Source organism: Dyella acidisoli (assembly GCF_030160295.1).
GTDB classification, from domain to species: domain Bacteria; phylum Pseudomonadota; class Gammaproteobacteria; order Xanthomonadales; family Rhodanobacteraceae; genus Dyella_B; species Dyella_B acidisoli.
The window spans coordinates 13,833-34,659 of sequence record NZ_BSOB01000024.1 but is presented as its reverse complement, the minus strand read 5'-3'; the positions used below and the strand labels follow the sequence as shown (position 1 = coordinate 34,659).

Below are 20,827 nucleotides of genomic sequence, written 5' to 3'. Positions count from 1 at the left end.
CCTTGCCTGCGTGCGGATATCTATATACCGCCTCACCGTCATCCCAGCTTTCGCTGGGATGGCGAACAAAAAAGCCCGTAGGCCCGGGAGAAACCCCAATATGGCTATGCCGATCAACACCGCGATGTTGGGGTTTGCACCCCAACCTACCGCTTACATCTGATTCCGCCGCGCCGCGACATCATCCGGCGTCACGGTCCCCTGCTTGTTGCCGAAATGCCCGATCACATAATTGCTGATCGCGGCAATTTCGGTATTCGAGTACGCATCGCCAAAACCGGGCATGAAAATACTCGCGCCCTCGCCCCGCAAGCTGGAGCCGTGCAAAAGGATTTGCGTGACGTTGACGCCGCGCATGTCGTTGACGCCACGCGTACCGATCAGCGAAGCATAAGGCGTCTGCTGGCCCTTGCCGTTCCACTGATGACAGCCGGCGCAAGCGCCTTCGAACAGCTTCGCACCTTGCGCATCGGCATGGTCGTCGCCAGCAGGTGCAAAGTCGCTGGAAGCCAAGGCTGCCGCAGGTTTGGAATCGACGGTAATGGGATCTTTGCCCGTGCGCGCAGGCACGCTACGCAAGTACGCAATCAGCGCTGACGTATCGGCGGGCTGCAGGAAGCGCAGGCTGTTCTCTACCGCCTCGGCCATCGGGCCTGAAGCAGAGCCACGACCGTCGGCATGACCGGTGCTGAGATAGCCGGCCAGTTCGCCATCGCTCCATGCGCCGATGCCATGGGTTTGGTCGGACGTGATGTTGTAGGCATGCCAGCCTTGCAGTTCTTCCCCGGACAGCTCTTCACCGTGCTGCAAGGCGAACATGCCATTTCTAGGTGTATGGCATTCGGCGCAATGCCCCAGTGCCGTGGCGAGGTATTTGCCGCTGTTCCACTGTGGCGATTGCGCAGCATCAGGCTGGAAGCGCTGGCTCTTGAAGAACGCCGCATTCCAGAAACCGATCGACCAACGCTGGTTGTAGGGGAAGGAAAGATCGTTAGGCTTGTTCGGTAGCGATACCTTCGGCAGGCTGAAGAGATAAGCCTTGATTGCCAGCACATCGCTGCGGCTCAGCAGCGTATAAGAGGTATAGGGAAACGCGGGATACAGATGCTCGCCGTGCTTGCCGATGCCGTCGTGCAGCGCGCGCACGAACTCGTCATCGCTCCAGCTGCCAATGCCGGTGCTTTCATCTGCGGTGATGTTGGAGGAATAGATCGTGCCGAACGGCAAACGGAATGGCACGCCGCCCGCAAATGCTCTGTTGGAACCGGGTACCGTGTGGCAGGCTGCGCAATCCGCAGCCTTGGTGAGGTACTCGCCGCGTGCAAGCACATCGGCGGAAGGCGGTGCGCCTGCGACGGTGGGTGCAGTGCCGTCAGCTTGATCGCTGCGGTTCAAATACAAGTACACGCCCGTGCCGACCAGCAGCAAGATCACCACGATGAGCAGGAAGCGTCTCATGCGATGTCCCTCCTCTCATGCGTCGTAGCCGACACCACCGATTTGAGTGCGTCCGGGCCTTGCACCAACAAGTCGCGATCCACCGGCAGTTTGTACAAGCGCACGCCGGTGGCCGCGAAGATGGCATTGGCGAGCGCAGGCGCGGCGATAGCCGTACCCACTTCGCCGATACCGCCGGGTGCTTCCGCATTGATCACGCGATGCACCTCGACCATCGGCGATTCATTGATGCGCAAGACGCGATAGTCGTTGAAGTTGCTTTGCTCCACCGCACCGTTCTTGAGGGTGAGGCCGCTGTACATCGCGGCGCTGAGGCCAAACAGCAGGCCACCCTGTATCTGCGCTTCGATGGAACCGGGATTGACGGCGATGCCGCAATCGATCGCAGCTACCGCTTTGCGCAAACGCACCTCACCCTGCGGTGTGACTTCGACTTCCACGATCGCGCACACATGGCTGCCGAACGGCTCGCCCAAGGCAATGCCGCGTCCCACGCGCGCTGGCAGCGGCTGACCACCCCAGCCGATTTTCTCGGCGGCGAGATTGAGCACGCCCAATGCGCGTGCATTCTTTTGCACCAGTGAGCGCCGGTATTCGAGCGGATCCTTGCCGGCATGATGTGCCAGTTCGTCGATGAAGCTTTCGACCACGAACAGGTTGTGCGTAGGGCCAACACCGCGCCACCAACCAACGACGATGCCGGGCGGCATATCGTGGCGCATCCATTCCACATGGCCCTTCGGAATGTCGTATGGCAGTTCCACCACGCATTCCACGGCGTCGCCGTCGAGACCGTCCTTGCCCATGGCACCCGGTGCAAAACGCGCCAGCACCGTGCCACCGCTGGTGCGATAGCCGTACCAGACCGGGAGGCCATTGGCATCGACCACTGCAGAAATAACGTCGTGATACATCGGCCGCATGCGATCGTGGCGGATGTCTTCCTCACGCGTCCACACCACTTTCAGCGGATACGGCACCTGCTTGGCGAAGGCTACCGCCTGTTCCACATAGTCGGTTTCGAGCCGGCGACCAAAGCCGCCGCCCAGGTACTGTTGATGCAGGAGAACCTTGCCTTCGGGCAGGCCGGTGATCTTCGCCGCTTCCTGTACAGCACGCATGGGCACCTGCGAGCCGACCCAGATTTCGCACTGATTGGCAGTTACGTGCACGGTGCAGTTCATCGGCTCCATCGTCGCGTGCGCGAGCATGGGCGACTGATATTCCGATTGCACGACGGTGCCTTGCGGCCGATCGCCATCATTGCGTGCGACGATACCTTTGCCATTGCGCGCGGTATCCGCAATGGCATCGCGCAATTGTTGCGTGGTGAGATTGGCGTTTTCGCCGCGGTTCCAGTCGATGACGAGCGCTTCGAGTCCCTTCTTCGCCGCCCAGAAATGCTCGCCCACTACGGCGACGGCGTCATCCAGTCGAAGGACATCCACCACACCGGGAATCTTGCGCGCGGCCTTGTCGTCCACCGAAGCAAGCTTGCCGTTGAAGGTGGGGCACGCCATCACGGTGGCCACCTTCATGCCCGGCATGCGCACGTCGATGCCGAACTGCGTGGCGCCCTTGATCTTGTCCTCTGAATCCACGCGCCGCATCGGCTTGCCGATCAGCTTGAAATCCTTCGGATCAGTGAGCTGCACCTTGTCAGGCATCGGCAGCTTGCCCGCATCGACAGCCAACTGGTTGAAAGTAAGGCTGCGACCCGATGGCACGTGATGCACCACGCCACGTTCCACCGTGCAGGTGGAGGGATCGACATGCCATTTCACGCCAGCGGCACTCACCAACATGCTGCGCGCCACGGCGCCGGCTTCGCGCAGTACCGACCAGGTACCACGCGTACTGGTAGAGCCACCTGTGATCTGCCCGCCCAGCAAGGGAATGCCATACAACTCGTCGCTGGCCGGCGAATGTTCCACCTTGATCTGATCCAGCCCCACGCCGAGTTCTTCAGCCAGCAGCATGCAACAACCGGTGTAGATACCCTGCCCCATTTCCACAGTAGGCATCACCAGCCGCACCGGACCTTCGCTGTCGATGCGGATGAAGGCGTTGGGCACGAACGGGGGATTGCCGTCGGCCATGGCAGCGGCCGTGTCGCCCGGCTGGCGGCGCGCGCTGATCATGGCAGCAGCCGTACCTGTGCCGCCTAACCACAAAAAGGCGATCGCCAAGCCACTAGCCTTGAGCATATGGCGGCGATGCGGATTGACGGGTTCGTCTTGCTTCGAAGCTTGCGACAGAAGTTCGGTGCTCATGACGCAGCTCCTTCCGGCATGCTGACGATTGTTTGCTGGAGCTCCGCCTTGCCGGTCGCTGCCTGCTTGATCGCGGCGCGAATGCGCACATAGGTGGCGCAACGGCAAAGGTTGCCGGACATTGCCGCATCGATATCCGCATCGTTGGGATTGGGCGTATGCGCGAGCAGCGCTGCGGCGGCCATGATCTGGCCGGACTGGCAATAGCCGCATTGCACGACGTCCACATCCAGCCATGCCTGCTGGATCTTCTGCCCGCTGGGCGTGTTGCCCACGGCCTCGATGGTGGTGATGGCGCGGTTGCCAATGGTGCCAACCGGCAGCACACACGAACGCACCGCCTGGCCATCCAGATGCACGGTGCACGCACCGCATTGCGCAATGCCGCAGCCAAACTTGGTACCGGTCAGGCCGATGACGTCACGCAGCACCCATAGCAGCGGCATGTCATCGGGTACGTCGACGGGATATGTCTGACCGTTGATAGACAAGGACACCATGAAGCTTCCCCTTGTATAAAAGAACAGCGTACGTTGCCTGATACTCGGCGCGCTTGCCTAAAACTGCCGTGTTCTTCACGCACGTGATGAGAAATGACTATCTCAGCAAATCCAGCGTAAAAAAGCCGTAGTCCGACGACCGTTGCTCCACCCACCCCGTGCGCAGGATGGCATCGAACGTCAAAGACGTGACACCATCGCGCTTGGCGATTCTGCTCCTTTTATCCATCGACAGCAAAGATGAATTCGGCCCACGAGCTAAGCATCTTGATTGCGGCATTGCGCGACGTGCACCGCACCGCGGCGCCGAAAGCCGCCCTTGCCACGCTTACCCGCACGCGCGGTTCCACCTTTCGCCGTCCCGGCACACGGATGCTGGTGCTCGGTGATGGCCAGGTGGTATGCGAACTTTCCGGCGGTTGCCCACAACGCGACATCGTGGCGCGCGCGCTGGAGATCATCGACAGCGGCGAACCCAAGCTGGTGCGCTATAACGCGGAATCCGGCCTGGACGTATTGATCGAAATGGGTTGCGGCGGCGAGCTGGAAGTGCTGATCGAGCCACTGCTAGCGATCCACGATACGGATTTCATCGACACGCTGGCGCGCTGCCTCGATGAGCGGCGCACCATTCACATGGCTACGCTGTTTGCGGAAAACGACCAAGTGCTCATGCCGCGGCGATTGGCGTGGCATGGACACGACGTGCTTTACGATGCCATCGGCGATGCATCGCTGGTGCAAGTCATCATGGCGCAAGCAACTAATCTCCCCTCACATCGCGCTCGCACATTGGACCTTCCATCTGCACAGGGCAAGGTCGACGTGCTGGTGGAAGTCATCGCTCCGCCACATGCATTGGTCGTCATCGGCAGCAGTGCCGCAGCGCGCGCCCTGTTACCACTGGCCAGCGCGCTGGGATGGCGCACGACGCTGGTCGATCACGATCCAGCGCGCTTGCGCACAGCCGATCTGCCTGAGGGTTTGCACACCGCATGCGCCACACCACAGCAGCTCAATGACGCGATAGCGCTAGACCCACATAGCTCCGTGGTAGTGATGACGCACAATCTCGAACAGGACATCGCCTATCTCCGTGCATTGCGTGGTGCTCCTGTGGCTTATGTCGGCGCATTGGGCTCGCGCGAACGCGTTGCGCGCATGCGCCACAATCCCGCACTCGATGGCGTGCATGTGCATGCGCCAGCGGGCCTGGATATCGGCTCCGAAACGCCTGAAGAAATTGCGCTGGCGATCGCCGCCGAAATCATGGCAGTGATCAACCGTCGTAACGGTGGTCACTTGCGCGATAACGACGGCGCCATCCACTGATGCCGTCAGCCGTCTCCCTTTCGCCGGTGATTCTCTTGCTCGCGGCAGGCGAAGGCAGCCGCTTTGGCGGCGCCAAACAACTCGCGGATATCGACGGGGAACCGATGGTACGACGAGTGGCACGCATGCTGCTGGAAGCCGACATCCCCGTCATCGTTGTAACAGGCGCTTATGCCGATGATGTGGAAGCCGTAATCGACGACCTGCCACTGCGCCTAGTGCGTTGCAAAGATTGGCAACTGGGCATGGGTAGCTCGCTGGCTGCCGGTGTGAGCGAAGTCATGCGCACGTTCCCGCATGCTTCGGCGGTGCTGGTGGCCTTGGCCGATCAACCGTTACTTGGTGCAACGGCATTCAAAACCATGCTGGAACGGCATCGGCAAGCACCCGGCCGCGTATTCGCAACGGAGCATGACGGTATGCAAGGACCACCTGCCTTGTTTCCTCGTGATTGCTTTGATGCGCTGGCGGTACTGTCCGGCCCGAAAGGTGCGCGTGCCTTGCTCCAACGCGAAGCAGCTCGACTGGAAGTGTTCGCCTCGGATGACGTTGCGGATATCGATACGCAGGAAGATCTACGTAGAGCGCAGGCGTTGCTCGCTGCCCCAAAGCCGCTCCCGTAGGTAGGGGTGCAAACCCCAGCATTGCCATGTTGATCGGCATAACGATGTTGGGGTTTGCTCCCCACCCACGAGAGCCGCGTGTTTTTTTGGTTTACGCGAAATGACGTCCACAGGCCTACTATTCCTGTCGCATTTCTGTAAAGTTCCGGTATAGGTCCGGGCATTCGCGGCCCACCTTGCTGCCTTGCAGCACCCAGCCGCGTTGCGCGGGTCGGAAGCCTGGCGGGTCACCAGGCATGCGGAGGGAGGACTCACGTCAAACGGTACGGGCCGTTGCGACGACAGCACCCTTGCGAGCACGCAATCGGCGCCTGTTACGACAGGCCGCGGCCGGCAGCATCCGGCATTTTCAACGTATCAGTGACACCGCAATAAATACGGTCTGCTACTCAAACCTGCATGGTGGCGGGGAGCGCACCATGCACGCCCATGCGCCAATCAGGAGCACGCATCGCGGGCAACGCGGAGCCACGCACTCCATCCCATCAACGCACTTTTTGGGGAGGTTCCTGCTATGAGCAATGAACAGGCTGTTGCGCGATTCTCGAATCCAGCCCCGCTGGGTCTGGCGGGGTTCGCATTGACAACGTGGTTGTTGAGCATGATCAACGCCGGCTGGTTCACCGGCGACGCCATGAACATGGTGCTTGCGGTGGCCATGGCCTACGGCGGTACGGCACAGATAATTGCCGGCATTATGGAACTGCCGCGAGGCAACACCTTCGGTACGACTGCCTTCGTAAGTTACGGCGCGTTCTGGTGGTCGTTCGCGTTGTTCGTACTGTTTTTGCACGACAAAGTGCCGGGTGCTTTCGTGGGTTGGTATCTCTTCATGTGGGGCGTATTCACGTTCTACATGTGGCTTGGCACGTTACGCGCTGCACGTGCGTTGCAGCTGATCTTCCTTGCTTTGTGGATCACCTTTTTCCTGCTTGCTGCGGGTGAATGGACCGGTATGGCCGGATTGCATACGGCCGGCGGTTACGTAGGACTGCTGACCGCCTTGCTTGCGTTTTATCTATCGGCAGCGGAAATCATCAATGACGGGCACAAGCGAGTCGTGTTGCCCGTTGGCGCGCCCAGCTGACATACCCAACGATAAGGAGCACTCCATGAAACGACATACTTTGTTTCTGGCCCTTATGGCACTGGGCCTGACCGCGACCATGCCTGTATTCGCTGCACAAGATAGCCGGGAGAAGGAAATCAAGGCGTTGAAGGCATTGGTGGAAAAGCAGCAACAGCAACTCAATCAGCAGCAGCAGGATCTGCAACAAATGCACGAAGCGCTGACTCAATTGCAGAACCAGCAAACGCAGCAACAAACGCAGATCCAGCAAACACAACAGGCTCAGGCACAAGTGCAAACCACCGTGGCGGCGGTCCAGAAACAGGCGCCGACCTTCAGCAGCGCGCCGGGCGTATCGGTGGCGTTGCATGGCTTCATCGACGCCACGGCGTTCTCGCAGAGCAAGAGCTTCACCTTCGGCAATGGCCAGAACGCCGAGTATCCGATTCCCGGTTCAACGGGTCGACTAAGCGGCGTGGACGTCCGCAATACCCGCTTCTGGTTCGATCTCACTGGAGCGAAAGTGGCCGGCGATTGGACCGGCGGCGCGCATCTGGAAATGGATTTCTTCGGCGGCAACAACGGCACCGGACCCTACTCGCAAGAGCAGCCGCTGCCACGCCTGCGCCAAGCCTATATGGTGCTGGAAAACCCGGTGACCGGCAGTTCGTTCAAGATTGGCCAGATGTGGGATCTGATGTTCCCACTGGACGATCTGCCCAACTCGCTCAGCCATATCGCCTTCCCATTGGGTTATGGCGCCGGCATCATCGGCTGGCGCTTCCCCGGTATAGTGTTCTCGCAGGATCTCAACCACGGTTCCACCGGCCCGCAATGGCGGCTGGATGTCGGCGCATTTGAAGGAACGTGGAACGGTCCGGGCAACGAGGTGAACTACATCAGCGCAGGCAACGCCGGCTTCCGCCCGCAGATCGAAGCCAAGCTGCACGTGGAGCAACCGAAAGAATGGATGCTGTTCGCCGCGGCGCACTGGAGCCAGATCAACCTGGCCGGCGTGGGCAATACCGAACCGACACCGATCAAACGCCAATTCTCCAGCGAAGCCTTCGAACTCGGCGGCCAGTGGACACCAGGTCAGTGGGTACTCAGGAGCGTGGGATACACCGGCAGAGGTATCGGCCAGATCTTCGGCGACCTCTCGCAATTCGGCGACATCAAGGACACCGGCGCATACGTGATGGGCGGCTACAAGTTCACGTCGAACTGGAGTGCCAATGTGTTCTATGCCTTCAGCAAGCCCAACACCAGCGATGTGGTTCGCTGGTTCAATCACGGCTCCACTGGATTACTGAAGAATCGCCAAGTAGCCGCGAACCTGCAGTACACGGTGGGGGATTACGCGTTTGCGGTGGAATGGATCCACGCGATTCTCAACTCCACCTCGAACGGGGTGAATCGGGTATCGACCAGTGGGAATCAGGTTAATGTGAGTGCGTATTACAAGTTCTGAGTGGCGCTGGGTCCCCCTCCTCTTTCGGGAGGGGGATCAACCTCACGGTGCAGGTCAGGAAGCGCATAGTGTAGGTTGGGATGAAAAACCCAACATGCTCTTCTACATGTATGGCGATGTTGGGGTTTGCGCCCCAACCTACCGAATATTCGTCATCACGGCGACAGCGAGTGTCCGTGCCCACGGCTCTGCGTCTGTTGTTCCCGCAACGCATGCTGTTGCGTCAGGGTCTGTTGATGATCGTCCACTTGTCGCAGCGTCTCCTGCACCGACGGCGCGGGTTCTTTTAGATCCACGCGCACCCGATTAGCCCACGGGCTGAAGTCCGAGACATACACCGCGTCGTTGTGCACCTTGGCGTAACCTTCCCAGTTCGGCTGGAAACCTCGCGTGTGCATTTCGCCGACGACCTGGGTTAGCCGATCTTCTGGAAGGTGGTGCCCGTCGGCTTTCAGGCGTTCTTTTACGTCAATGTAGAGATCGTGTTGCGGGTGGCGTGGGTCGCTGTAGCCCAATCGCCAGGTGATACGCTGAGCCGGGGTGTACTCGTCAAACGCAGCGTGCCGGGGCGTTTCGCTTGACACAGCGAACGAATCGCCCCTTTCCTTCTCGTGCCCCAGTTCGCGTTGCCGAATCATCGCCTCCATTTGCCGTTGCATTTCAAGTACCTGTGCTTGCAGTAGTACCAACTGCTGGTTCGCGGTATCGCTCGGGTAGACAGGTGATGTATCCACCGGGTCCTGTGAGGATTGCTGGTTCTGCCCGGAGATTTGGGTCACCGTGGGCGCAACCGATGATATGCGTACTACATTGCGCAACGCAGCCCATGTATTCGGACCAACCACACCATCTGCATTTAGGTCATGATCACGCTGGAAGTTTTCGACAGCATGGTGCGTGTTGCGACCGAATCGACCATCGGGCTCCAGAGGATCCCCATGAACATCGGTATAGCCGAGGTCACGCAGATCGGTTTGAAGTTTGACGACATCAGCACCATGCTTATCCTGGCGCAGAACTTCATGGTTTTTGAAGAGCCCCACTGAACGATCGTCTTGTATTTGAAAGTGTTGTTCCCGATGGTGGTTCATCACTTGATTTAAGCCATCACCATTACGTGTAATGTCTTCTAAATACTTAATGTTGCTTGTTTGATAGTCATCATTGACAGCAATGCCTTCCAATGCCTTCCTGGCACCAGCTGGGCCGGAAATGTGTCGAGCTTTAAGATAGCCTGCAATCTTCGAATCATCGTCTCTTTCTCTAAGAACTCCTTCTCGGATCGCCTGTTTGTAGGCCTTGTCACTGATTATCTTGAAAGCTCTGTCCTGTAGTTCTGCAGAAGCCTTGTACTGATCCAAGCTCAAGCCATTCTTCCAGTTGGCTGAATCATTCAGAAATTCTGTCATATGGCCTTTAGCTCCCCACGCTGCCTCGCGTGTAAAACCATCTCCAGCCATCGCCGTACGCAATTTGTTGCTATCAATATAGTCGGCATCAGCAAGCCAACTAGCACCGGCTTGATACCGACCGACGTAACCAAGGCTATTGGTGATATCCAGATCACCACCATTGCTTTCAGTTAAAACCACAGAAGCAATTAGACGCCGGGTCATCGCATCGTCTAAACCTGCAATATTACCTTGATTGTAGGCATTCGCAGTTGCTACAGCCTTATCTTGTCGACTGGACATCGTGATATTGCTCCTTGATATGCTTGACTAGATGACATGAGCTAAAAATAAGTGCTCTAAAGCTCGTGACAACGCATCTTTGCGATCCTTCGCGATGGCTTGCTTCGATAAAAGACAAATACAGTCGATCCGAGAGCTGAGGCGCTAGCAGTGGATACGTCATCATCGTCAACTGAAGCTTCTACATACACAGCGCCAGCAGCGAGGCGAATCTCGTAGAACTTGTTCTTACCCGTGTTCTTGCCTGTGCCGTACTCGGCGAGCGCGCAACGGTCGGCGATCAGCGCAATGGTATCGCCGGATTGCAATTGCTGCTGGATGATGTCTTGATAATTTTCGCTCGGGTAAAACTTTACTAGCGAAATTGAATACACATGATCCGCATCACCATTCAGTGTGACGCCCACATTGCCTTCGTTACCTTTCACTAAACCGAAATCAATGCCAACCTTGCCGTTTGGCATGTCCACGACGCCGAATCCAGCAAGAAGAAGTTTTCCTCCTCTGTAAAATGCCCTCTCTTTGTCGCGTACTTCCAGATTTTTTATAGGCTCTGGATCATTCCACTGCACGCAAGGAATCGAATTGAAGGCCGACCACGCAGCCGCGTTGGGTGCGGCGAACACATTGAGCAAATTTTGCAGCGGGGACGTCGCGTGCTTCCCTTGAACGCTGACCTGGTCGGAAGGTGTGAAGGAAGCTGTGGCCACCTTGTTAAGACTGTTCGTATCAACCGATCCAGCTATAGGCGCCGCGGGATTGCACGCCGCCGTTCCCACCGCTAAGGCAGCTATGGAGGCAATCTGGTTTAGCTTCATCTTGTCGTTCTCCTCAGCAATTGGTATTCGAGGCACCTTTCGCCCAAGAAAGTCCACATAAGGCGTATTAGGCTTGCGCTTTTTCCGTACTGGGAACCCGCCAGGCGGTAGTGGCCCCAACTCGCGCACGGTATACTCGGTGGCCACTCGCATCATGCGCAGCAGATTCAATTCATGCTGCGGGTCGATGACCGTTTGTCGGTGTATTGCAATCAAGGACGACGGCGTGCACCTTCACCATCCTTATCCTCCGCAGCAGTAAAGCGTGGACGGACTGCCTGCTCCCAATCAGGGTTCTCGCCGTCATCGTTCGGGTTACGCATGGCGCACTCCTTGTGACTGTGGCGATGCTGCAGTAGTTACGGCTGCCATGGCGGGAATAGACACCGGGTCCATCAGGCGCTGTTTGAAGAACAGATCTTTGAAGTACCAGTTCTTCTTGCAACGAATCGGCGGGCAGCCTTCCACGAAGATCAACTCTTCATCCTTGGGGAATTCCTTGATCTCCTGCGGCAGCATCAATGGGCGACGTTCTTCGGTGGTACTGTACGAAACGCTGCTGCCGCCGGCACCACGACTGACGCTGCGGTGCTTGCGGCGCACCGTGCGATCACCGAGGGCACGGGAATAAGCTTCGGCGTCTTCTTGCTCGCGTGGGGTGAACACGATGCTGGCGGCGTGGTTGGTGATGAAGTTTTGCGCGTCTTCGGTACCGTACACCGAACGCAACTGTGGTCGGCTCTGCACGATGGTCAGATCACGCACACCGTAGCTGGCGGATACCGAGATGCGCTTGGCCCACACGTCCAAACGCCCCATTGAGGTGAATTCGTCCATCAGCATTAGTACCTGATGCTTGATGGTGGAGTCGGTAGTTTTATCGCCCTGTAGATTGCCGCCAATCACGCTGCTGAAAAAGATGTTTAGCAGCTTGCCTGACTCGTCCAGCTTTTTAGGTGGAATCACTACATATACCGTCATCTTGCGTCGACGCACGGCCATCACGTCGAAATCTTTGGCATTCGTGGCTGCGGCCAGAATTGGGCCAAGGAATTGCTGCAGCGGCGCCTGTACGGTGGCGATCACCGAGGAGAAGGTTTCTTCGGCCAAACCTACGAGACTGGAAAAGGCAGTACGGGTTTGGGTACTGATATAGCCATACTGCTTGCGGTCAGTCAGCACCGCCTCCAGCATTTTTCTGACGCCGCGCTCGCACCCTTCGCCGGAGGTCATTCGGTAGATACGTTCGAAACTCGGGAAACGCGGGTCGGCATTGGGATCAAGCGCACGACCATGAGCAGCGGGATATTCCGTACGTGCCAAATCATCCCAGCTCTCGAACATGCATGAAGCAAATGCCACGAACGCAGACCGCGCCTGATTTGTCCAAAACGGATCTTTGCCCGGCTCATCCGGATACAAGATGGCGGCGATAGTTTGCAGTTCGCCCAGGCGATTGCGCGAATCCAACCGTAGAAGCTGGGTGAAAGGATTGAAGCGGTGGGTGCGTCCAGTTTCGTCGTAGGGTGACCAGACGTAAATCTTCTGACCGAGTTTCTGGGAACGATAACCGCTGGTGTGCTGATATAGCTCGCCTTTGACGTCCAGCACGACGACAGAACCTTCATAGGTCAGCAACACCGGTATCGCCACGCTGGTGGATTTACCGCTGCGCGTCGGTGCAACCACCATCACGTGTTGGGCGCCGTTGAGCCACAGGTATTTACGGCCGAATTTACCGAGCAGAATGCCCTCTTCCGGGTTATGCGTCAGCATTCCGGCTTTGGCTAGATCCGCCTTGGTGGCGAAACGGGCGTCGCCGTGAAACGCCCCTTCGCGCGACTTCAACAGGGGAATCAGTAGCAACAACCAACCAAGCAGCGGTACACCAAAACCCACCGCACCACCCATCTTGATCTTGGTGACGTACGGCGCAACCTGCGGCAAGTCGAGCGCCTTGAAGTAGGCCCACCAGGTATTCCATTGCAGTGGGGCCGAATCCAGGCCCAACAGTTTCAGGGTCGTCCAACCCGATAGATACAAACCGGCGACCACGGCCAACAAACCCGACACGATCGCCACGCTTCCCTTCCAACGCATTGCCTCTCCTTATCCGTGCGATGGCACACCGTGCGCATACTGTCGATAACAGCATTCCAGTGCGTGGGATCGTAAAACACGCACCGCCGTTAACGATAAGGAAAAGGGAAAATTGGATGTAGGGGGATTCCGAACATCCAAGCCTTTCCATGACCATCATTCTCGCGAAAGGGAGAATCCATCTTTGCTTCTACATCGGAGCAAATGGATTACCGCTTCCGCGGGAATGACGGCCGCAAGGATTAAGAACTTCGTCAGAACGGTGTTGTTATCTCTCGGCCGCGGCCCCGTAACCACCACCCAGCGCATCAATCAACCGAATCGACAAATCCGCCTGCTGGCTCTGCAATGCCGCCAGGCGTTGATCGACCTGCAGCAATTGTTGGCGACTGGCCAGCGGTGTGAGCGGCCCGCTCACACCACCTTTGTAGGCGGACATTGCATCGTGCCAGCTCTTCTCCGCATCCTGCTTTGCACGCTGTTCAAGTGCGATCTGCTTGCGCACTGATGACAACGCAGAAACAAGATCCGATACGTCGTTCAACGAAGCGATCAGCAAGCTGTTGTAGTGCGCCACCGCTTCGTCGTAGCGCGCGTCTGCGCCGGTAAGATTGGCACGCAGACGGCCGCCATCGAAAATCGGCAAGCTCAGCGCAGGTCCTACCGAATACGTACGCGCAGGCAACTGAAACACATTGGTGCTGCCGCCGACCGCCACCAGGCCGGCCATCGCGCTCAGGCTGATGTTCGGCAGAAACTCCGTCTTGGCGGCTTTGATGTCTTGGGATGCCGCTTCAACCTGCCAGCGCGCAGCCACCAGATCAGCACGACGGCCGATCAGATCCACCTGCAGCTTATCGGGCACTGCAGTCAGGCCAGGATCGAGTAGATGCGGACGCTCGATGCTCAAGCCGCGATCCGGTCCCTGCCCCAGCAGTACAGACAGACTGCTGCGCGCTGCATCGATGGCGCGATCGGCTTGTGCTTGCTGTTGTTCCGCGCTGGCGACTTGCGAGTCGGCCAAAGCTTCCTGTTGCGGCGTGCCCAGGCCGCCTTGCACCAGACGTTGAGTAATGGAAAGCGTTTGCGTGACGCGCTGCCATTCGCCATCCGCTACATCCTTTTGCGCGAAGGCGTAACCCAGCGCGACGTACGCACGCGCGACGTTGACGGAAAGCTGGATGCGCGCCGCATAAGCTTCGATTTCCGCAGCGCGACTGCGTCCGAGTGCAGCTTCCCATGCGCCGCGCTTGCCGCCCCACAGATCGATGTCCCAGGAAAAATTCGCCGTAACAGCCTTGCCCCAGGCGAAATGGCCCAGCACATACTGCGGATAGATCGGATCCTTCAAGGATAATCGAGTGCCCTCCGCACCGGCCTCCAGGTCTGCCTGTGGCAGACGTGCCGAGTACGCGATGTCGACGATCGCCTGCGCCTGCTTCGCGCGCGCTTCGGCTTCCGCCAGAGTGGGATTGCTCTTCAGCGCTTCCTCGATCAATGCGCTCAGTTGCGGATCACCGAAGCTCTGCCACCAATCCAGTGCCGGCCATGCGGTGGGGCTGAGCGGCACGTTGGCGAAGCTCTGATCGCTCTTGAGGCTGCCCGGGTCCAGCGTTTTACCGGTGGGATGTAAGCCACCCGGCGTGACACAGCCGGCTAGCGCCGCGCTCAGCGCAAGCGCCAACACTACACGGAATTGAGAAAACGCATTCATATCAGTACGCATGGCACGCTCACTGATGTTCCGCAAGCGCATCGCCGTGCCCACCCGGCTGCACGACCAATGTGGCCGTCTGTCCTGCCACCAGCACCGTGCCCGCCGGCATATGATCCGTATCGATGCGTATGCGCACCGGCACGCGCTGCGCCAGGCGCACCCAGTTGAAAGTGGGATTGATGTTGGCCAACAGATCCGTGCCGGTAGGATCAACGGCGCCGCCAATGCCGCGAGCCACACCATCCACCGTCCCGCGGAGATGCACACCGCCGCTCATCAGCCGGATATCAACCGGATCGCCGACGTGCAGATGCGGCAGCTTGGTTTCCTCGAAATAGCCATCCACCCAGAACGAGCGATTGTCGATCAACGCAAGCCGTGGTGCACCGGCACTGGCGTAATCACCCACTCGCACCAGCAGATTGGTGATGTAACCATCGACCGGCGCACGCACTTCCGTGCGTTGCAGGTTGAGTTCCGCTGTTGCCAATGCAGCTTGTGCCTGTTTGACGGCTGCTTGTGCCTGCAACTGTGCAGCCGCGGCTTGTTCCTCGCCGGCACGCGCCTTGTCCCAGGTGGCGCGCGCAGCATCGGCGGTGGCGCGGGAATTGGCCAGGTCTTCGTTGGAAACCACGTCTTTCAAACCCTGTCGGCGCTTGGATTGCGCTTCGTACATGGTGAAATTCGCCTTACTTTGCGTGGTACCGGCCTTGGCCGCATCGATGTTCGCTTGCGCAGCAGCTACCGCTGCTTGTGCAGCGGCGAGATTGGCCTTGGCCTGCTCCATGGCATCTTCGTAACGGGGGCGGTCGATCACGAACAGCACGTCACCCTTTTTCACTTGCTGGTTGTCGACCACGTTCACCGCGGTTACCAGGCCGGATACATCCGGTGCAATGCGCACCACGTTGGCGCGGATGCGTCCATCGCGGGTCCACGGCGAATACATGTAGTGCCGCCACAAGCCATAGCCGATGAACGCGGCGATCAGCACGAAGAAGGCGGTAATGGCGATGCGGATGTAGAGAGTATTTTTCATAGGAATATGGGGACGTCTTGTTCTGCTCAGATGGTTAACAAGGCGAGGCCGCCGAAAACGCACACGAAGAAAGCCAAACGCAACAGCGCCGGATGCCATACGTAGCGATACAGACCGTATCGGCCAACCACCCAGTCGAACAGCAGTAATAGCGCCACGGCGAGCAGAAACCAGACCAGCAGTCCGGGAACCAGCGCGCCGCCAATGGCGATTTCACGTGGCATGAGCAACTCCTTGTGCGTTGGGCTGAGCTTGCATGTAATCGGCAAGCACGGATTGTTCGTCCAGCATGGCCAGGCGCAACACATGCAGATGATTCAGCAGCAGCGCCATGGCTTCGTCGCCTTCGATCATGGCCATGGTGGCGGCAAGGGCGCTTCGCGCCTGCGCATAGGTCGTCGTATCGGGATATTCATAAAGATGCGCAATCGCATCAATCGTGCGCTCGATCGCCTCGCGTACTTCTTCGGGCAGCGGGCGATTGGCCATGTCGTTGCGCAGCTCGATCAAGGTGCGCCCCACTTCGTGCACCGACAACGTCCAGGCGGTCAGGCTACGCGAGGCCTGACTGCCGCGCTCGGTTTGCGCGACGATCTGGCCGAACAGATCGTGGTTGATGCTTTCAAAGCGAGCACGCAAGCCGGGCAGTGGTGCGGTAGCAGCAAGACGCACCTGACGGCGCAACCGGTCCAGTTGACGGCGACGCAGCCCCACGCTGCCGATGGCGGACGGTAGCAACAAGAAGGCCACTCCCGTGGCCGCCAGGCCGATGTACTGGGCCAACGTGTCGTTCCAGAAAAACACCACGTCGTAATTCATCTCGTTCCGAATAGCGACGGTCAAGGTAAAACCCATGCAATAGCCCACGCCGGCGCGCGCGGTAATGGGCCACATCATCATCGCCATGCCGATCATCAGGAACGGTACAGAGCCAGCCAGCAGCAATCCAAAGCCATCCATCAAGGGCAGCACGAAAAACTGGCAGATGAAACTTGCGCACGTACCGACCGCAAAGCCCAGCGAGGTGTGCAGCACCCACTGACTGGGATTGGGCGCTGCGGCAAACAGGCCGGAAAATACCGTTGCCAGCAGCATCGCTGACCCGCCCGATGGCCAGGCGGAAACGATCCAGAAAAAGCTCAAGATGCCCATCACAAGCGAGGTACGCAGCATCGCCAGGGCCGCGCCACGATAGTCACTGCTACGCTCGAAGCTCACGCGCTCGGCAACCGTGCCGGAAAGCCTGGGCGCCTGCAGCGCAGACGCCGCTTCAACATATGCGTAAAGTTCGTCGACGAAGCGATCGATCAGCGTGGCACCGGTATCGAAATCGAGCATGTCGTAGGCAGACGCCATTTCAGCGCGCAGGGTCGCCTTGCGCTCCTTGATCGCCTTCCGTGCACCATCCAGCCGCGGCAACAGTACGCGCGCCGCAGCACCTGCTTCGATCGGCGCATCGAGCGCACCCGCTAGTGGCCGATACACCTCGATCAGCGCGTTTGCCGCAATATCGTGCCCTTTGCGTTTCAAGCGATTGATCAGATGATGCAGCGTCTGCAACGTCGTGGAGGTCGCCATGAAGCGCTGGTTAAGCAGCAGCATATGTCCACTGCGCGCACGCGCTTCCGGATCTTCGAAGATCACCGAGCTGCGCAGGTCTTCCACCGTGACCGCATCGCGCACGAAGCGCAGATGCGCATTCTCGATATCTGCACGCGCCACCTTGCCGCACATCGCACGCTGCACGAAATCGATGAAGTTGGCGAACTGTGCACGGCAAAGACGGCGCAGATCGTCGCGGATGCGGCTGGGAAACACGATGTCGCTTACCGCGGCCGAAACGCCGATACCCAGAAGCACCTCGCTCAGGCGCCATACCGCTGAATTGAACACTTCCAGCGGACCATTGATCACCGGCAGCGCCACGATCGCCGCGGTATAACCGGCCAGCACGAACGCATAGGACTTGAAATTGCGATACAGCATGGCGCCGCCAGCGCACACGCCGACCCACAGCGACAGCGCGGAGAGGAACAGCACGCGTTCCTGCGGAAAGAAGGCCACAATCAGGAAGCCAGCCAGCGCACCGACCAGCGTACCGATAGCACGGTAAAAGCTCTTGGCCAGCACCATGCCGGTCTGGCGATTGGCGACGATGATGGTGGTGAGCATCGCCGTGGAAGGCTGCGGCAGCGCCAGGCGCATCGCCAGCCAACCGGTGATGTAGAAGGCGAGCAGCGTCTTCACCACGAACAACCAAGTGGCGGTCTCTTCGCGCAGGGTCGCGAACACGACCTCGCGCGTTCTGGGCGGTGCTGCTTGGGCTTCGATTACGGACATGAGGGCCCCGACTCAGTCTGCCAATCCGCTCAGAAACTTCTTCAACAGCTTTTCGAGCTGAACCTGCTCGGAAACCTTGAGGTGACGTCCCTGCCCCGCCAGCAACGTACAAATATCCGGAAGAAGACTTTCAAGCAACGCCTGTCCTTGCGGCGTCAAGCTGAGTTCGATCTTGCGCCGATCGTCAGCGCTGCCGCTACGGTCGATCAGACCTTTGTCACACAGCTCGTTGGTCAAGCGCGTGATGTTGGCCGACTTCTCCCCTGCCGCATCCGCCAGCTCCGACGGCGACATCGTACCGCTGGCCGAACCGTACAACATCATCAGCAGGTTGTATTCCGGATGATTGATGCCGTAGGGCTTGAGCGAAAGATTCACCTGATCATGCAGTTGCTTGTGGATGTGCTTGATCAGGCGCGCGAGGGTGGCCGGGCGCCGCGGGAAATCGGGATAGCGACGGCAGGTGACGGCGAGGCGCTGTTCGGTGGTAGCGAAATCGGCCATGGCAGGTTTTCCTGAGCTTTGGGCACGTACTACATTTGTATATAGTATATAAATGTAATATTTAGATGTAAATCAGCTTGGACCAAGACGACATGTAGGTGGAGACGCCAGACCAAACATTGCCATGCATGCATAAAACGTGATGCTGGGATTGCCATCCCAGCCTACGGCAATGCACAGTCGTACCTCAAACTGACACATTGAGACCCTCATGAAGTTATCGGCAGGCACGTCTGCGCAACCCAATCCTGTTTCCGGTGTGGAAAGGGAGCCGGATGCCCTGCCCTCCGGCGCATCGGCCGCGATCGCCGCACGTCTTGACCGGCTTCCCTCGTCGCGCACGTTGTGGAAAATCATCGCGCTGATTTCCCTGGGTGGATTGTTCGAATACTACGACCTGTTCTTTACCGGCTATGTCGCGCCAGGCATGGCCAAGTCCGGGCTGTTTTCTCCGGATTCCCTCGGCTTTTTCGCCAGTCTCGCCGGCATCAAGGTGGCAGGCTTTGGCACCTTCGTGTTCAGCACCTTTGCCGGGCTTTGGCTGGGCGTGGTGCTGTTCGGCCAGCTTGCCGACCGCTATGGCCGTCGCCCGGTGTTTACCTGGTCGCTGGTTTGGTACGCGTGCAGCACCGTCATCATGGCCTTCCAGCACACGGGAGAGATGGTCAACGTCTGGCGCTTCATCGCAGGTGTCGGATTCGGCGTGCAGTTGGTCACCATCGACGCCTATATCTCCGAACTCACGCCATTGGCACTGCGCGGACGTGCTTTCTCGATGAACCAGTTCGTATCGTTTTGCATCGTGCCGGTGGTGGCCCTGTTCGCCTGGCGGTTGGTACCTGTTGCGCCGTTCGGACTGGATGGTTGGCGTTGGGTGGTGCTGATCGGCTCGGCCGGTGCCGCTGTGGCGTGGTTTCTTATCCGGCAAGTACCGGAGAGCCCGCGCTGGCTTGCGCTACATGGGCGCGTCGCTGAGGCCGATGCGATCACCACTGACATCGAACGCCGGATCGAAACGGAAACTGGCACACCCCTTCCGGCTCCTCATGTCGAAGTGCCGGAAGAAGAAAGCGCAGGCAGGTTTCGGGAAATCTTTGCGCGAAAGTATTGGCGTCGCACACTGATGCTGTCCGTGTTCAACATGGCGCAGGTGATCGGTTTCTACGGCTTCGCCGCATGGGTACCGACGTTGCTGATCGCTCGCGGCATCAACATCACGCACAGCCTGCAGTATTCCTTCATCATCGCCATTGCCAATCCATTCGGCCCGCTGGTTGGCACCTACTTCGCCGATTACCTGGAAAGAAAAACCCAGATCATCCTCGGCCTGATCGTGATGGGCGTTTCGATGCTCGGGTTCGCACACGCTACCTCACCCGTGGTACTGATTACGCTTGGCGTGGTGTTCACGCTTGCCGCCAACATCATGTCCTACGCATATCACAGTTATCAGGCCGAGTTGTATCCAACGCGGATCAGGGCCCGCGCCGTCGGCTTCGTCTATTCATGGAGCCGCTTTGCTGCTGCCTTCGCGGGGCTGGCGGTCGGTTATTTCCTCAACCTTGGTGGCGCACTCGCGGTCGCTACGTTCATCGCGATCGCGATGGTTGTGGGCATTACCGTCATCGGCGTATTTGGACCATCGACGAAGGGCATCGCGCTGGAGCAGATCAGTCATTGAACGCCACGTTCGTAGATTGCCAGGAAGGTCAACTGGCCACGCTGATCAGCATCGAGCCTCAGCTGGGTGTGTCGTTTGTCGTGACATTGCCTGCGGCGCTTTCGGACCCTAAAGGGCCCGAGTCACTTTTCTTTGCTGGCCCAAAGAAAAGTGACCCGGTCGCTTCGCGACCGGAAGCGCCGCAGGCAATGGTCCAACCCACGAAATA

Annotated in this window: 16 protein-coding genes; 5 read left to right on the top strand and 11 right to left on the bottom strand. The window is 58.7% G+C overall.

Annotated features, from left to right (window positions below; all coding sequences use genetic code 11):
• Nucleotides 1-153: 153 nt before the first annotated feature.
• The 3 genes from QQJ86_RS13195 to QQJ86_RS13185 are packed head-to-tail and all read right to left on the bottom strand — an operon-like array spanning nt 154 to nt 4,231.
• Nucleotides 154-1,458: a c-type cytochrome gene (locus QQJ86_RS13195; RefSeq protein ID WP_284321422.1), complete on the bottom strand. Its 1,305-nt coding sequence runs from the start codon at nt 1,456-1,458 to the stop codon at nt 154-156.
• Nucleotides 1,455-3,731, bottom strand: coding sequence for a xanthine dehydrogenase family protein molybdopterin-binding subunit (locus tag QQJ86_RS13190; protein ID WP_284321421.1), 2,277 nt, complete (start codon nt 3,729-3,731; stop codon nt 1,455-1,457). Before QQJ86_RS13190 ends, QQJ86_RS13195 begins: the two co-directional genes overlap by 4 nt.
• Nucleotides 3,728-4,231: a (2Fe-2S)-binding protein gene (locus QQJ86_RS13185; RefSeq protein WP_284321420.1), complete on the bottom strand. Its 504-nt coding sequence runs from the start codon at nt 4,229-4,231 to the stop codon at nt 3,728-3,730. The genes QQJ86_RS13190 and QQJ86_RS13185 overlap by 4 nt, the downstream gene beginning before the upstream one ends.
• A 240-nt stretch (nt 4,232-4,471) precedes the next feature.
• Here QQJ86_RS13185 and QQJ86_RS13180 point away from each other — a divergent pair, with 240 nt between their 5' ends.
• The 4 genes from QQJ86_RS13180 to QQJ86_RS13165 all read left to right on the top strand — a co-directional run bounded on the left by QQJ86_RS13180 (nt 4,472) and on the right by QQJ86_RS13165 (nt 8,726).
• A complete protein-coding gene (locus QQJ86_RS13180; RefSeq protein ID WP_284321419.1) occupies nt 4,472-5,563 on the top strand; it encodes an XdhC family protein in 1,092 nt (363 codons plus the stop codon).
• Entirely contained in the window at nt 5,563-6,186 is a 624-nt protein-coding gene (locus QQJ86_RS13175) for a nucleotidyltransferase family protein (RefSeq protein WP_284321418.1), read from the top strand. Before QQJ86_RS13180 ends, QQJ86_RS13175 begins: the two co-directional genes overlap by 1 nt.
• Nucleotides 6,187-6,700: 514 nt before the next feature.
• Nucleotides 6,701-7,273, top strand: a complete 573-nt coding sequence (locus QQJ86_RS13170; RefSeq protein ID WP_284321417.1) for an acetate uptake transporter — start codon at nt 6,701-6,703, stop codon at nt 7,271-7,273.
• A gap of 25 nt (nt 7,274-7,298) precedes the next feature.
• Complete coding sequence (locus QQJ86_RS13165; RefSeq protein ID WP_284321416.1) at nt 7,299-8,726, top strand: hypothetical protein; 1,428 nt, start codon at nt 7,299-7,301, stop codon at nt 8,724-8,726.
• Nucleotides 8,727-8,881: 155 nt separating this feature from the next.
• Here the strand turns inward: QQJ86_RS13165 and QQJ86_RS13160 are convergent, their stop codons facing one another.
• The 8 genes from QQJ86_RS13160 to QQJ86_RS13125 all read right to left on the bottom strand — a co-directional run bounded on the left by QQJ86_RS13160 (nt 8,882) and on the right by QQJ86_RS13125 (nt 18,938).
• Nucleotides 8,882-10,420: a peptidoglycan-binding domain-containing protein gene (locus QQJ86_RS13160; protein ID WP_284321415.1), complete on the bottom strand. Its 1,539-nt coding sequence runs from the start codon at nt 10,418-10,420 to the stop codon at nt 8,882-8,884.
• Nucleotides 10,421-10,476: 56 nt separating this feature from the next.
• Entirely contained in the window at nt 10,477-11,454 is a 978-nt protein-coding gene (locus QQJ86_RS13155) for a hypothetical protein (RefSeq protein ID WP_284321414.1), read from the bottom strand.
• 99 nt (nt 11,455-11,553) lie between these two features.
• On the bottom strand, nt 11,554-13,338 hold the full coding sequence (locus QQJ86_RS13150; RefSeq protein WP_284321413.1) for a type IV secretory system conjugative DNA transfer family protein: 1,785 nt from the start codon (nt 13,336-13,338) through the stop codon (nt 11,554-11,556).
• A 268-nt stretch (nt 13,339-13,606) separates the two neighbouring features.
• Entirely contained in the window at nt 13,607-15,064 is a 1,458-nt protein-coding gene (locus QQJ86_RS13145; protein ID WP_284321412.1) for an efflux transporter outer membrane subunit, read from the bottom strand.
• Between the two features lie 7 nt (nt 15,065-15,071).
• Nucleotides 15,072-16,094, bottom strand: coding sequence for an HlyD family secretion protein (locus tag QQJ86_RS13140; RefSeq protein ID WP_284321411.1), 1,023 nt, complete (start codon nt 16,092-16,094; stop codon nt 15,072-15,074).
• A gap of 26 nt (nt 16,095-16,120) precedes the next feature.
• Complete coding sequence (locus QQJ86_RS13135; RefSeq protein ID WP_284321410.1) at nt 16,121-16,318, bottom strand: DUF1656 domain-containing protein; 198 nt, start codon at nt 16,316-16,318, stop codon at nt 16,121-16,123.
• Nucleotides 16,308-18,434, bottom strand: coding sequence for an FUSC family protein (locus QQJ86_RS13130; RefSeq protein WP_284321409.1), 2,127 nt, complete (start codon nt 18,432-18,434; stop codon nt 16,308-16,310). Before QQJ86_RS13130 ends, QQJ86_RS13135 begins: the two co-directional genes overlap by 11 nt.
• Nucleotides 18,435-18,446: 12 nt before the next feature.
• Nucleotides 18,447-18,938, bottom strand: coding sequence for a MarR family transcriptional regulator (locus tag QQJ86_RS13125; protein WP_284321408.1), 492 nt, complete (start codon nt 18,936-18,938; stop codon nt 18,447-18,449).
• Nucleotides 18,939-19,149: 211 nt separating this feature from the next.
• On the opposite strand from QQJ86_RS13125, the gene QQJ86_RS13120 reads away from it, so the two are divergent.
• Entirely contained in the window at nt 19,150-20,619 is a 1,470-nt protein-coding gene (locus QQJ86_RS13120; RefSeq protein ID WP_284321407.1) for an MFS transporter, read from the top strand.
• Nucleotides 20,620-20,827 lie beyond the last annotated feature (208 nt).